Raw genomic sequence first — 15208 nt, forward strand, 5'->3', positions numbered from 1 at the left:
AAATCAGAAAATTAAAGCGTTAGCATCTGAAGACGGATTAGTTAAAAATATTCAAGTCCTGGCAAGAAATGTAGCCATCAATAATTTTATTTTTAGCATTAGTATATTCAATCAAACACCTATCCTCATCGAGATTCAAGAGAGTTATTTTATCACCTTTAACCAAATATGATTTCATCTTCTTCCCAGCCGATGCCTGAAAATAAGATTTTGAGGATTTAACTTCAAACGGTGAATTTCCACCCACGACCAAGTTAACTTTTTTACTATTTGCCTTTTCAAAAGCAGACTGACCATTTAAACTCATTATGACATTAAACTCTATCGATGGGTTTGGCACATCCTGAATTACCACCCAGGTATCACTTCCATATAACTCACAAGTGCCGCTATTATTTTCACAAGAAATTATTTTATAGTTCCCATTTTCTAAGTCGCCTTTGCTTTCATATAATTTATATGCATATCGTTTTTCACTCTGAAATATGATTATTGGCAAGTATTTAACCTTGCCGCTCATAAAGTACGATGTCTGAATTTTGTCATTGTGATTAATGATTCCATTGATGAAATCGTCTCCCTCACCCCCTGAAACAGATGATTCATTATCAATTTTCTTATCTAATCCACAAAGCCCCTCTTTGGACACAATTCCATTCTTGCCGCTTTTAAAATCCGCATAAATACAGTTAATCCTAAAGTTAATATTATCCGATTCGATTACTGAGAACACAGAGTAAGAATCTAAAGAATCACTATCATGCACAACAGCAGAGTTTCCTCCAAAGTAGTCAAAATAATACGCTGTATTCCCTTCATCCCGCTCTTCAAAATTAAGAAATGACCGACCATCATCTGACTTTATTTGCTGCAAACCTTTATCGTAAGATAATTTAGAAGCTGTATCATTGGCTGCAAATGATACACTTGTGCTAAAAAAAAAGAAGCCAATAATAAATGCACTGTTTTTTTTCATATCAAAACCCTTTAGAAGCTGATGAGGTTTGTTCCAGAATTGCTTCAAATCGCTTTGCATATGATGCAATCAGGGGAGCCTGATCCTGACCATTAATGATATACCGCGATCCGACATAATCAACCTCACCAGTATTAATATAGTCATTTAATTTTTTACCACTAAACATGCCTTCCTCCATCCCCCAAACCATAATATGAAGTGCATATTTGAAGTCGCCTGCCAAGTCAGGTGAGTCAACAAAATTCACACCAAATTTATCTTGAGCTTTCTTATAATTACTTTTCCATGTTAAATGCACGCAACCACGGCCTCGGTATTTAAAACCATCACCTTGTGCTGTATTGCCATTCTTGATCGCTCTCTCTCTTCTTTTTGGTGTATCAGCTAGTACGGGGTCATATTTATTAAAATAGCTCACACCACCGATTTCAGGCTTCTCACTAAAAAACTCAGCAGTTGTATAGTGATATGTCTCATGCCTAATCGTTGCCAGCATATATGCTAACTTATATAAGTTATGTTTGTACTCCACAGAAGTAGCATAGTAACTATTTAAACTTTTCAAGACTTTACGTAAGTTACTCTTTGATGCAGATGACAACGCTGCGGTTCCTGGGGCAAACGAAATATGTTCCTTCTCGTATAGAGACATAAATGCGTCTACATTAATTAACTCTGCTGAATCAGATAATGCTTCCAAAAACACCACCGGATGCATATGCCAGACAGGCTCCCCACTGCTGAATCCCTCCACCCTGCTCATCCATTCCATGTCGTCAAACCACTTTCTGACATAGCTGATGCACAGCGGATCCAGCTGCTTTAAAAATGTTGTCCACCGGTGATGGCTGCTGCCGCCAAACCACTCACTGTCGTGCCTGACCACCATTCGCGCTGCGATATCCCTGACATCCAGCTCCGCGTAATTCACCGCGTGACGCAGTTCTTCGCCTGACAGGTCACCACTGTTATCGCTGTCCATTTTCAGCAGCAGGGCTTTGTAGTAGTCAGAGACCTGTTTTTCCCGGATACCGCGTTCAGGGCGTACCCATTCCGCCATCCTGGTGAACCCGTCCTTGATCCACCCCTCACGCAAAGATTTCGTCATATCGGACGTGGACGGCTCTTCAAATGCTTTAAAACCCAGTTTATCCAGGTCGTACTGGCCGATATCCGCATCGACATCGTCTTCGCTTACCCAGGCCCCGTCTCCGATATCAAACCAGCGCTTGCCGCTGCTGTCTTTGAACGGATGGCATTTGTCCTGCAGCATGATTTTGTGAATATCTTTCTTTACCTTACCTTCAGTTTTGGTGAAGTTATCCCCGGCACGGGCATAGACGGAACTTTCCGGGTGGATATGAATATATTTCGGGCCGCTCTGCACCTGTGCCTTATTGCTCAGAAAATCGATCATCCGGCTGTCGGTGCTGAGCACTTCAATGTGTGCGAACGCACTTTTCTCCACACCGTGTAAGTCGCAGGGAGCAATGTCTTCCGCCAGATAGCCCACCGCATCACCTGCCGCCACCTCAAGTCTGGTTGCCGGTTTAACGACAGTATCAGACGTGCCCTGCGCTACAGCCAGTTGCATCCAGGCTGGCAGGTGTGCCCTCTGCTCACCCACGGGGGTCACAAACTGCGAATCGAGCGATACCCAGAACGCCCCGCCGGTCATTTCGGATTTGCTGTTCAGCGCCCGGGCAAGCCCGAACGTCTGCGCCTGACCCTCCAGGTCGAAGGTGGTCTCACGCAACACAATGACACTGTCGCCCGTTTTTAATTTATTCTTCTTCGCGACCGGCGCCTTATCTCCGTCTTTTTCTTTGCCGGTATATTCACGCTTACGCAGCCCGTCGCCCTTCTTTGTGACCTGATACAGCCTGTGTTTGGGAAATGCTGACAGCGGAGCAAGCCCGGTATACAGCGAGTAAAAATCGAGGCTGTTGTCCTTCTTTTCGGGATCGGGGGTACAGGTCGATTTGACCAGCACAAACGTACTGGAATACTGAAGCGGGTTACTGATGTATTTACCGGTCAGATAGTCCTGATTAATGCGCCAGGCCACCACTTCGCCGCCCGCCATAAACTGAAGCGGCACCGCCGTGTCTGCCGTCTCGTTTGTCAGCACGGAACCGGGGGCACTCTTACCGGTGATGTGGATCCCGCCGTGCCACATGTTATTCGTTCCGGCCAGCCAGGCGCCGTGTGGCTCCTGACAGAGTAGCTGCATCAGCTCATCCACAGTGGCGTACTGTTCGCCATTCGCTTTCCGGGCAGGAAAACAGATTTTCATTCCGGTTATCCTTAACGTGAAGGGATATTACGTGTTTTGGGCGGCGTCACGCTGGCGTTTGTCTGGCTAAACCTGGGCGGCGTAATGTCCATGCTGCCACCCGCCATCGGTGAGCGGTAATGCGCGGATTTGACCAGGTAATCCCCCGGGGTTTCTTCCAGAATGCCGCCGTTGTCCAGCGTTATACTGGAGCCGCCGCCGTTAAGTCGCAGTTTAGGCGCACTGATGAGCAGTTCATCCTTGTTACTGCTGATGGTAAACAGCAGCTCAGATGTCATCTCCATCGAACTCGCTTCAGCGCGGATCTCAACATCACCCTGATTAGCAATCATCTTCGCCCCGGACTGATGAGCAAACAGCCCGACAGACTCACTGGCAGCCAGCGTGATGTTCTTCATTGCTCCCATATCCAGATGCTGACCTGCACTCAGGATGGTGTTCTGCTTGCTGGTCATCTGAAGATGCTCACCCGACGTGAACGCCACGCCCTGCGGTGCGGTGCCCAGCAGGGCCGCGGACTGAAGGTCTCTCAGGCGGTTTTCCAGCAGTCTGTTCTGGCTTTCAAGGTCACAGGTGAGTGCCTGAGCCTGCTGCGCAAGCAGATTGAGCCGCTTCATTTCGGCCGCTGACTGATTCAGGCGTTCAATAGCCGGCGCCATATCCAGCATTTTGCCCTGTGCCGCCGGTTGTGCATCAGCAGTCAGCAACATCCCCCGTCCGGCACGCAGCGCCCCGTATTCATCGGTGCGCAGTTCAAAACCGGTTCCGCGGGGTTCACGCTCACTATCTACAACATGACCGCCGTTGAGATGCGTCTTGCCAAACGGCGTCGCCAGCTTGAAATGCTCTTCCTGATGCTTGTCTTCCAGACGGAGTTTGTTGTCTCCGGCCGTACGCCAGATGTTGCGCGTGTGATTATCACGGGTGACATGGTCCGGGTGTTCTGAATCGTGCTGAGCGTGGGCAATGTACGGGCGGTCTGGGTCACCCCCGTCGAACATCACCGAGACTTCAGTGCCATCAAGCAGCGGGGAGTGGAAGCCGTAGGTATCCCCTGCGTACGGTTTTGCCATGCGCAGCCAGAGGTAGGCATAGCCCTGCTCGGTGCTGTTACGGTCAAAATCGAGCCGGACGCGATAACGCCCCTGGTTGTCGAGATACGCGTAGCTGTCATGCTTTTCATCACTTTCCACCCGGGCAGGCAGGGAGCCAGCCACCACCGGGCGGTCCAACAGAGCTGGACGAAAACAGACCGTTTCGCTGTAAGGAATGCCCGTAAAGCGCAGTTGAAAGCCTTTGTCACGAGCACCTGAGGTGTGAATACCGGTGATAACAATGCCGTTCTTCAGCGAGTCAGGCAGCCCACTGCCCTGTGGCTCCAGCACTTCGCCCGGAGCCAGAACCGGCCTGCTTGCTCGCCCCGCTACTGTTTGCTGAGCATTGAGGTAGCGCTCATGGCGCAGGCGGGCATACCAGGCACCGCTCTCTGGAGTATGCTCATCCCCCTGACTCAGGAACGGCTCAGCATAGTGATACACCTCACCGATGGTGGCCCCATCCTCCTGACGAACCATCACCGAACTGTCCTGTGGGGTCAGTGCATCACGGTAGTTATAGTCGCGGCTAGCCACACTACCGGTGACCACGCGGTCTGTTGGTCGAATATCCCAGACGCTCTCCTGGCCGTTATCACTGGTGCGTGACGGTGGAATAATGGGCAGCTTCACGCCAAACTGATACTGCATCTGACTGTCCTGGAAAATCACCACATCCTGTTCAATGCGGCCGTCCATCTCAAAGCGCCAGAAGATACCCACCTCAGCCAGCAGGCGCTGAACAAAGGCCAGGTCTGTCTCACGCCACTGGGTGATAAGCTCCCGGGCCGGGTAGGCCTGCGACAGACGGAATTCAAAATCCGCCCCTTCCAGCCCATGGGAACGCAGGATTTGCTCCACCACCTCCGGTACGGACTGATTGAGATATACCGCGCATCGCTCGGTGTGCTGCATCAGGGTAATACGTGGCACGAGTCGCAGGGCGTAGGTGATTTCATCCCCTGAGCCAGAGATCCGACGGAATGTATCCACCACGCCGTATACCGTGCGCACCGGCGAAGCCGGCGTGCCATCAAACAATGGCGTCTGAAAGGTGAAGGATGCCGGTTTCAGCATCACCTCATTGCTGGCAATGCTCGCCGCACAGGTGAAGGTGACATCGTAGTACCACGGTTGGCTCAGGGTTTCACTGGCGCGAAATCGCAGCACGTCCAGAAAGTGTGAACAGTCATTAATATCCACACGATAACGGGACAGCCCCAGCGCTTCATCAAATTTCTTCTGTGCCAGACTGGTAACATCACTATTCATCCTTTATCTCCCTTACGGAACACCTGCCACCGTCAATTAATTCTCGCCACTGAGGAAAGCAATGCGATCATTAGTCATTCTTATCTGGCACTGATAAATTTCGATACGCTGTTTAATATCGACATTGTTCGATTCTGCGTCCGACAATTTGCCGCATTTAGTAACTTTTTCATTTACCCATGCCAGCTGTTCTTTTTTTAACGCATTTCGCGAAGAGTCCGGAAGTTCTCGCCAAACGGAATTCAGGTTGCGGTCTGAAATTTTATATTCGGCCTTAGCAGAATCCAGCGCACCTTTAAACTGAGCATGAATAATCTGGCTTTTATTAATGGACAATACACTGATATTGAAAAGGGCATCAGACAAATCAGTACGGTTAAACTGGCTGAAGATGACATCCTTACCGTTGTCTGCAAGCTTAGTGCTGTAACTGACATCACTCCAGACCACGCTTCCATTATTCAGTTTGCCATAGTTCCCTGTAATGGAATGCAAATAGTCTGGTTCGCTACTCACCACATCCAGTGTTTCCTGTGGCACCTTCACTGAGATAGTTGCGCTACAATTCAGACCATAGCTTCCATTACCAGACGTAGAGACATTACTGACGCCAACCACCAGGCTATTAAGCTTATTCTGATAGTCAGCAACGGGTTTATCATAACTATATCTGGATTTTGTCAGGTAATCACTTTGCAACAGGCCTGAAGCATCACTGCGAAAAGAATCCGAAAGAGCTTTAACGGCGTCTTCTCTGCCACATTTAAAATCATCGGATGAACTAAACAATCCCGCATAAGCATTTGCTGTAAAGGTCAGAGCAATAGCCGCCGGGACAAATTTTTTAAACGTCATATGTTTCTTCCTTTTTATTGGCAGTAACAGCAACATTCCGTTGCTAATAATAAATAATTCCGTTCTGCGTTATGATTTCGCGGCATTAAATTCAAGCACTATTCCCTCTTCGTCATTCCAGCCGAGCGTCAGGGAGTCCGGTTTCTGTTTCGCGGCCATGTGGGTCAGCAGTTGTTGACTCAGCACCGGCAGGATTTGCTGGTTGAGCAGACTGTCGACGTTACGTGCGCCAGTGTCCGGCAGCAGGCAGGCGGCGGTCAGCGCGTCATACAGGCTGCCATCAATATGCGTGGTCAGGCCGTAGTGATGGTTCAGGCGCTTGCTGACCTGGTCGAGCTTCATTTCCACGATGGTACGCATTGCCGCTTCCGCCAGCGGACGGTAAATCACCGTCTGGAAACGCGCCAGCAGTGCCGGCTGGAAATGGTCACGCAAGATTGGGCGCAGCAGTTCGTGCAGGTCGCCTTCGGTGGCGTCCGGCTGTTCGTCAAGCAGCTGCATCAGGTGGTCGCTGCCGAGGTTCGAGGTCATCAGGATAACGGTGTTGCGGAAGTCGATTTCACGCCCTTCGCCGTCGCGCATAAAGCCGCGGTCAAACACCTGATAGAACAGGTTCATCACGTCACGGTGTGCTTTTTCCACCTCATCAAGCAGCACCACGCTATACGGGCGCTTGCGCACCGCTTCGGTGAGAATGCCGCCCTGACCGTAACCCACGTAGCCCGGCGGTGAGCCTTTCAACTGGGAAACGGTGTGCGGCTCCTGGTACTCGGAAAGGTTGATGGTGATGAGTGACTTCTCGCCGCCGTACAGCACGTCCGCCAGCGCCAGTGCGGTTTCAGTCTTGCCGACACCACTCGGGCCGACCAGCAGGAAAACGCCCTGTGGGCCGTTTTCTGGCGTCAGCCCGGTTTTTGCCGCGCGCAGGCGCCGGGCGATGGCTGTCAGCGCGACTTCCTGCCCGACCACCCGCTTGCCGATTTCCTTTTCCTGGGTCAGCAGTTCGGTCTGCTCGTCTTTCATCAGGGAAGAGAGCGGTGCGCCTGTCCAGTCGGCAATCACATTCGCGACCGTGCGGGTGTCCACATCCACCTGAACCAGCACGTCGCCCTGTTGTGCCTGTCCGAGCTGCTGTTGCAGGTCGGAAATTTTGGCCTGCTGGCTGATGTCCTGGCGGCTGGCCATCAGTTGCTGTGCCAGCGCCTTTTCATTGCTGAAACACGCTTCCTGCTCCGCAATGCGCGCTTCCAGTTCAGTCCGCTGCTGCTCAATAGCCCCCAGGCGGTCACCATGTCGGTTACTGCCGGCCGCAATGTCTTCCAGCAGCGCCTGCTCTTCCAGTTCCAGCGCGATCAGTTGCGCTTTCAGGCGCACAATCTGTTCAGGTACAGTATCGAGGCTCATGCGCACGCGCGCGGCGGCGGTATCCAGCAAATCAACAGCCTTGTCCGGCAGCTGACGGCCGGTCAGGTAGCGACGGGAGAGCGTAACGGCCGCACGGACGGCGTCGTCGGTGATGTGCACGTTATGGTGTCCGGCATAGCGGGATTTCAGACCTCTGAGCATCAGGCACGCCGTCTCATCGTCCGGCTCGTCCACCTTCACCATCTGGAAGCGACGCTCCAGGGCAGCATCGCGCTCAAAATATTGTTTATATTCAGACCATGTGGCGGCGGCGATAGTGCGAAGTTCGCCACGCGCCAGTGCCGGTTTCAGCAGATTGGCCGCATCTGCGCCACCCGCCTGATTACCGGCACCGATGATGGTGTGGGCTTCGTCAATAAACAGCAAAATTGGGGTGGGCGACTGCTGTACAGCATCGATGACGTTTTTCAGGCGCTGTTCAAACTCACCTTTCACTCCTGCACCTGCCTGCAACAGGCCGAGGTCGAGGGTGCGCAGAATAACCGGTTTCAGGCTTTCCGGAACGTTGCCTTCAGCGATACGTAAAGCCAGACCTTCCACCAGCGCCGTTTTGCCGACGCCTGGTTCACCCACCAGAATCGGGTTGTTCTTGCGACGGCGCGAGAGAATGTCCACCATCTGGCGGATTTCAGTATCACGACCAAAGACCGGGTCGATTATGCCCTCTTTCGCTTTGGCGGTAACATCGAGGGTGAATTTATCCAGCGCGTTCTGCAGCGCCGGGTTCAGTTCGCCTTTTTTCAGCTCTGCACCCACCGGACGGCCCACAAACTCCACCTCACCACCGTGGCTCTGCGCCAGCTCGGCTTCCTGCTGCACGTCCGGACGTTCGTCAGACTGTGTGTCGAGCAGAGGACGCAGGCGCTCCAGCTGGCTCTGACCGAGCGTCAGCAGCGGCCATAGGCCATCGCAGCGCACCAGGTTCTGCTTTTCCACCAGGGCCATCAACAGGTGCTGGCTCCGGATTTGCTCTTCCCCGTTAAGCGAGGCAATCAGCCAGGCTTGCTGTATCAACGTCTGAATGGTGTCAGAAAGTTGAGGACGCTGGCGTACCGAGCGCGGTTGGTTATCCAGCCAGCCCAGCAAATCCTGCCAGATGGCATCCATGTCCCACTCGTAGCGGCGGGCCAGCACCGTCAGGTCGCCTTCCCCCTGCTCCAGCAGTTTCAGCAGCCAGTGCTCCGGCAGAATTTCCGCGTGGGCGCGGGTCTGACACAGAGAGGCCGCCCCTTCCATCGCGCGGGCGCAGTAAGGGTTGAGACGTCGAAGAAGGATTGCCGGGTTTTCCATGTTTGCTTGCTCACTGTTGAGGACCATTCAGGCACGCTACCGCCCCTGGCCGTTACCGAGGCCCATAAGGTCTGTTTCCGGGATGTGATGTTTTTGCTCAACGCCCGCACAGGCAGACGCTCAGCAAAACGAAAAAGCGGACAGACAAGCTCTGCCCGCTCGTGGCTTACGCGGTGGCGCGTTCGTTCCAGGAATCGGAATGAATGATGTTGCCGTCTTTGTAGGTCCAGGTGATTTTTTCGTAGCGCAGCTCGATCTGCTCAAGGTGGTTATGCTTCTCGAAAGAAGGATCCTTGATGTCGTGCATCACCGGATTCACCTTCACCACTTTCACGTTCTCAAGCCTGGTGTTGAAGTACTCCACTTCCTGACCCGCGTCGTTGATTTTGTACCACTTGAACTCAGCGGATTTCAGGGTCTGACCGGTGGTCACCGCCTTGTACAGGTACGGGCTGGACGAGTCGATTTCCTTGGTGAACAGGAACGGGGTATGGATACGGGTACCGGTCAGCTTGCCGGTGTTGTTGTCGGTCGGGATGTACAGGTTATGCTCCTGCGCAACCACTTCGATGCTACCGTCACGATCCTGAACATCCACAGAACCTTTGATGTCCGCACCGCCGTCGTCTTTCAGCCAGAGATAAACAGGAATTGCCATGGAATTACTCTCCATTGTGTTGTGATGCGCCATCATCCTGCGATGACGCCTGGGTGTGGTCCGGTATCTGACAGGCGTTCGCCTGCGGTACCAGACTGATTTCGACACGGCGGTTGAGCGCGCGCCCATCCGGAGTGTCATTGGTTGCGATCGGACGGCTTGCGCCATAGCCCTGCACCGCAAAACAGCTTTCCGGCACGTCACCGGTGTCCCGCATCCAGTCACGTACCGCAGCGGCACGCTCAAGCGACAGCGTCTGGTTCAGCTGTGCATTACCGGTGTTATCCGTGTGACCCGCGACCACAATCAGCCAGCCCGGTTTGGCCTTAATGCCGACCAGAGAATTGACCAGCATTCTGGTGGAGCCGACTTTCAGCGCCGATTTGCCGGAGTCAAACAGCGACATACTGTCGAGACGGATAATTTTCGGTACCGGCTCTGGCTTCGGTTTTGGCGGTGGCGGCGGAGGCACATACGTATCAATGGCCTGCTGCACGGCCAGCCACAGGCGGGTGCCCGGATACAGCCCGAGTCCGTAGCGATAAGGTTCTCCCTGACGCTGCCAGCGCTCCAGCAACAATGCATCCTGCTGCAGGGCATGCAGAGCCTGCGCTTTCGGGGCATAGAGGTTCATCGGGATAGCCTGCCAGCGCTGGAGATCGGCGCTGACCGTGCGGATAAGCGACTGGTTATGTCGCACGGACAGGGAAATGGCACTCAGGGCACATAACAGCAGAACTATCACCACCCGACGCCCGGTTTTGCCACCCTGCAATGGGGTGGTATAAGGAGCCAACAGAGGAAGTACCGCATCGGCAAAATGCCAGCGCGGTTCACAGGCAGTGACATGGCCGGCAGGGGCAATGCGGGTCTGACGGAACAATAACTGTGGCCACAGCGCGGCTGTCGAGGTGGATACCGGCCCCAGACGCAGGGTGACAGCAAATGGTCGTATGGCCGGACACAGCCTGTCCGCTTTGCCCAGTTCATCCAGCATCACGGCGTGAAGCAGCGATGTCGCCTGGGTCAGGTATGGCTGAATAAGAGCCATCTTCGGGGACTGCTGCCATTCGCTGAGGATGACGGCAGATTCTTCTTCAGGAGATACCTGGGTCGTATTTCCCCGTACCACTATCCAGGGCGTTTCCGGACCACTGAATTCGGCACTCAGGACCACCGGCACGCTAAAGCCGGTCAGGTCCCGCAGCTGCTTCATCTGCACGCGCAGCGCTTTCAGGGAGGCGCGCAACAATGCCTCATCTTCATGCTGGTCCGGCAAACAACGGTACGTCACCGTGAGCTGGCCTGCCATCGTCGGCGTACGGGCCAGCAGACGCTCTGTAAAAGGAGTGAGTCCGATTAGTTCCGTTATCCGCAGATACCAGCCCTGCGCCGTGCCACGTGTCTGCCCTGCTGCGAACATGTTATCGTCCACATCCCCGCAGACCAGCACCACCGGTCCGGTATGACTGTCGGGCGGGAAAATTCCGGCCTCATCAGCCAGCTGTACCGGTCGCTGTTGACGGTAACGGCGATGGACAAGCATGCCCGCAACCAGCAAGGCCACCAGGGACAGGAAGGCTTTCCCGGCAACCGGCCAGGCCAGGAATCCCCATACCAGCCACAGCACGGCGGCAAGGCAGAGCACTATCAGCAGGGCAGCACGGACGACGTTTTTTCCACGCATCAGGACTGCTCCGGCAGTTGCTGGTGCAGCAGATCCTGCAACCACAAATGACCACCCAGCCACACAGCACCGGTCAGGAGCACCGCCAGCACAATCCAGAACCCGACGGACCGCAGCAGGTTGTAACGACGGCGTCCGGTCTTCTGAACCACCAGTGATGCCTCGCTTTCCAGCGGTGGCACACGCTCATTCAACGCGGCGATCACTTCATCGCGCTGTGACTGTCCCACTCCGGAGAGGCTGTATTGCCCCTGAAACCCCAGCGCCAGCACCCGCTGGTAGCAGGTTAGCACCGCAGGCTCCGGCGCGGGCTGACGCAGCACCTCCGCGATACGATCGTACAAAGCCCCGCCCGCTCGCAGGGATCCGAAGTAAACCGCCTGCAGTGGCGCAGAACGCCAGGCGCGTTGCCCGGCGTCAAGGGTCATATTCAGCGCATCGGGTGCGCTGTCAGCAGAAACAGTCTCCTCCGTATTTTCTGCTCGCAACCCCACCGGCTTACGGTTCATGACGGTTTCATCCAGCAGGGCGCACTGGGCATAAGTGATGTGATCAATACTTTCAGCACCCAGCCCCGCGTGCTCCAGCGCCTCGCGTACGCTCTCCACCTGTGCTTTACACGCCGCATACAGCGCAGGACCATCCGTCACCAGCCCGCCATGGCGGAGCTGCGCAACGATCAGCCAGGTCTGTGCCATCAGGGCATCAATGTCGATAACCTTATTCATGAGCGCAGCACCGCAAAGAGTTCAAGCTCCAGCTCGCCAAGCAGAGACGGCACGTAGAATACGCACACACCCTGATCGAGCATTTCGCGGGCAGCCGGGCTTTCCATATCCAGCACGAAGTACTGGTTCTCCAGACGCACTGGCAGCGCAGCAGGCACGCGGCTCAGGGCAATGAGACCAATTCCCTCGACAGCCACGCCGGACACTTCGCCGACATTGGCTGGCGCACCGGCAATACACATCTCTGCGAACCGTTCAGCAATCTGCCATGCCGGCTGACTGGCCCGCACGGAGAGGTAGAAATCCGCTTCATCACGCAGACGAATATCATGCAGTACCGCTTTCCAGGTTTCCGGATCCAGACGATCCATCCTGACCGCTACCACACGTGACGGCAGGCTGGCTTCCAGCAGCTCACTGATGAGATCGAATAACGGCGGGAAGGTGTTTTCCGGTGCACAGTGGTCATACCCCGGAATGGCTTCCAGATCGTGCTCCAGCGAGAAGGTCAGCATGCTGCCGGCCAGACGCGCCAGTTCCGCCCAGATCTGTTCAGGATGCCGGTCCGGGAAACGCTCAAATTCGGAGAGAACCCGGGCATGGGAGTTAAGGGCATTCAGCAGCCAGAACAGCGACACGTCAGCAACTGCAAAGTCAGCCATCCGGTCATTACTTTCACGGCGCATGGACATCAGGCGCTGGCGACGGGAGCGGAGCTGGCGATTCAGCAGCGCAAGACGCTCACAAAGCCCGCGGCTGGCCGAGAACAGGGCCATAGGCGGGATAAAGTCCGGATCCTGATGCCATCTCCCCTGCCCGTCCCGTAGGAGACGGGCAACCGCGCAGGTTTCCCAGGCGCTTTTGTCTTCATGTTCAAAGCGGAAGGCCAGATTAAAACGGGCCACCGCCATCGACTCTTCATCCTGGCCGAAGCGGTCAGCGATGGTCTCCCAAGCCTCTGCATAGCGTAACGGACGTTCTGCCGGCTGCGTATCGGTCTGGACATTGACGATCCCTGCCTGCATGACCGGCAGCGCAACGTAAACAGTGACCGGAGCATTGCCGGCGGAGGCAGACACCTCAACCTCGCGAGGCGCAGGGGGCAGATCGCTGTGACGGGTATCTATCAGCGTGTCATCCGGGAGCCACAGGCGCAGTGACTGCGCCTGTACACGTCCTGATGCCAGCATGGCCTCATCCAGTTCAACATGACCGACGCCCCAGGGAAAGGCGCTGCCGCGTGCGGCAACACCAGCGCGGGAGAGCGCCTCCCACTCAGACTGCTGCTGGAACTGCTGAGGGGCCAGAAGCGCCCCTTCATTCCATAACGGACGATGAATTTTCATCCCTGATTTCCCCTCGCCTTACGATTTCGCCTTCGGCATCTGAGAAACCAGCGACAGGTTGACGTCCATGCCTTCCACCTGGAAGTGCGGCACGGCGTACAGGCGAACGCGGAAGAAGCCCGGATTGTCTTCAATGTCTTCGACAACCACTTTGGCGTCACGCAGCGGGTGAGAAGCCTGCAGCTCATCACCGGGATCGGTCATTTCGGTCACCAGACTGCGCACCCAGGTATTGAGCTCAAGCTCCAGCAGACGACGGTCTTTGGTTGTGCCGATATTTTCACGCTGAATCAGCTTCAGGTAGTGCGCAATACGCGACAGCAGGAAAATGTACGGCAGACGCGCGTTGATGCGGCTGTTCGCCGTTGCGTCTGCAGTGTCATACAGGGCCGGCTTCTGGGTGGAGTTTGCCGAGAAGAAGCACGCGTAATCGCGGTTCTTGTAGTAGGAAAGCGGAATAAAGCCCAGGTTCGCAAACTCAAACTCACGGGTTTCCGGGATCATCACTTCTGACGGGATCTTAACCTGATTACCGGTTCCCAGATCGTACAGATGAATAGGCAGATCCTGCACGGCCCCACCGGCCTGCGGGCCACGAATTTGTACACACCAGCCGTTGTTGATGAAGCTACGAACCATGTTGGATGCAAAGGCGAAGGATGCGTTGGTCCACAGGTATTTATCGTGATCGGGGCCTTTCACTTCTTCCACGTAGTTGAAGCTACGAACCGGCACAGTATCCGGGCCATACGGCAGGCGACCCAGCACGCGCGGCATCACCAGACCGATATAACGGGCATCGTCCGTCTCACGGAAGGATTTCCACTTGATGTACTCCGCACGGTCGAAGTAGTTACCAATGTCCTTAATGGCCGCAACTTCCTCCATCGAATCCTTGAGGAAAAATTTCGGGCCGGCAGAGCCGATAAACGGCATGTGCGCTGCGGCAGACACTTTTGAAATGTTGCGCAGCAGAGCAACATCCTGCGCTGACGCATTAAATTCGTAAGCGGAAATCAGTGCGGCAATCGGCTCACCGCCCGGGGTGTCATACTCATCAATATATGTATGTTTATACAGTCCACTCTGAATGATTTCCGGACTGTCTTCGAAGTCCTGACGCAGGTCTTCTTTTGACATATCCAGCAACTCAACCTTCACGTTCTGGCGAAAATCAGTTTTGTCGACCAGGGATTTCACGCCGCGCCACAGGCTCTCCACCGCCTAGAATTCTTCGCTGTGCATGACCACATCCAGCTGACGGCTAATCTGGTAGTCCAGCTCTGCGATATGGTGGTCAATCAAGTTTTTGTCGAGTTTTTCAACCTTTGAGCCCGATTTTGTCAGACACTCCAGGAACACCTGCATCCCCGCCGTTAAACGTTCATCCGCAGTCGCATCCGACATCGCCTGCGCGTCCTGCCAGATATCCAGCGCACTCAGCTCAGAGACCGGGCTCAGATTGATTTTTTCAAACAGGGACGCATAAACCCCACCCGCTGCAGGACGCTCCAGCATCACACTTTCGCCACCAGTCGCATTCTCATTTTTTACAGACATCAGCATCTTCCTTATTAA

9 protein-coding genes and 1 pseudogene are annotated in these 15208 nt (G+C 54.5%); all 10 read right to left on the reverse strand.

The window, feature by feature from the left end:
• Window positions 1–37: 37 nt before the first annotated feature.
• Entirely contained in the window at window positions 38–976 is a 939-nt protein-coding gene (locus tag AC6I8C_RS13460; RefSeq protein WP_497822778.1) for a hypothetical protein, read from the reverse strand.
• 1 nt (window position 977) lies between these two features.
• Window positions 978–3275, reverse strand: coding sequence for a hypothetical protein (locus AC6I8C_RS13465; protein WP_497822779.1), 2298 nt, complete (start codon window positions 3273–3275; stop codon window positions 978–980).
• An 11-nt stretch (window positions 3276–3286) separates the two neighbouring features.
• Window positions 3287–5641, reverse strand: a complete 2355-nt coding sequence (locus AC6I8C_RS13470; RefSeq protein ID WP_497822780.1) for a type VI secretion system Vgr family protein — start codon at window positions 5639–5641, stop codon at window positions 3287–3289.
• Between the two features lie 36 nt (window positions 5642–5677).
• Window positions 5678–6496, reverse strand: a complete 819-nt coding sequence (locus AC6I8C_RS13475; RefSeq protein ID WP_497822781.1) for a lysozyme inhibitor LprI family protein — start codon at window positions 6494–6496, stop codon at window positions 5678–5680.
• Window positions 6497–6565: 69 nt separating this feature from the next.
• The gene (gene tssH, locus AC6I8C_RS13480; protein ID WP_497822782.1) at window positions 6566–9211 is read right to left on the reverse strand and encodes a type VI secretion system ATPase TssH; all 2646 of its coding nucleotides are present in this window, start codon (window positions 9209–9211) and stop codon (window positions 6566–6568) included.
• A 166-nt stretch (window positions 9212–9377) separates the two neighbouring features.
• Window positions 9378–9869, reverse strand: a complete 492-nt coding sequence (hcp, locus tag AC6I8C_RS13485) for a type VI secretion system effector Hcp (protein ID WP_497822783.1) — start codon at window positions 9867–9869, stop codon at window positions 9378–9380.
• Window positions 9870–9873: 4 nt separating this feature from the next.
• Window positions 9874–11556 carry an OmpA family protein gene (locus tag AC6I8C_RS13490; RefSeq protein WP_497822784.1) on the reverse strand — a complete coding sequence of 561 codons (1683 nt, stop codon included), beginning with the start codon at window positions 11554–11556 and terminating at the stop codon, window positions 9874–9876.
• Window positions 11556–12284: a type VI secretion system protein TssL, short form gene (gene tssL / locus AC6I8C_RS13495; protein WP_497822785.1), complete on the reverse strand. Its 729-nt coding sequence runs from the start codon at window positions 12282–12284 to the stop codon at window positions 11556–11558. Before tssL ends, AC6I8C_RS13490 begins: the two co-directional genes overlap by 1 nt.
• Window positions 12281–13630 carry a type VI secretion system baseplate subunit TssK gene (gene tssK / locus AC6I8C_RS13500; protein WP_497822786.1) on the reverse strand — a complete coding sequence of 450 codons (1350 nt, stop codon included), beginning with the start codon at window positions 13628–13630 and terminating at the stop codon, window positions 12281–12283. The genes tssL and tssK overlap by 4 nt, the downstream gene beginning before the upstream one ends.
• A gap of 18 nt (window positions 13631–13648) precedes the next feature.
• Window positions 13649–15196: pseudogene (gene tssC, locus AC6I8C_RS13505) on the reverse strand (type VI secretion system contractile sheath large subunit).
• Window positions 15197–15208: the final 12 nt, after the last annotated feature.

Source organism: Pantoea sp. X-Soil-YNGN-844, from assembly GCF_059730595.1.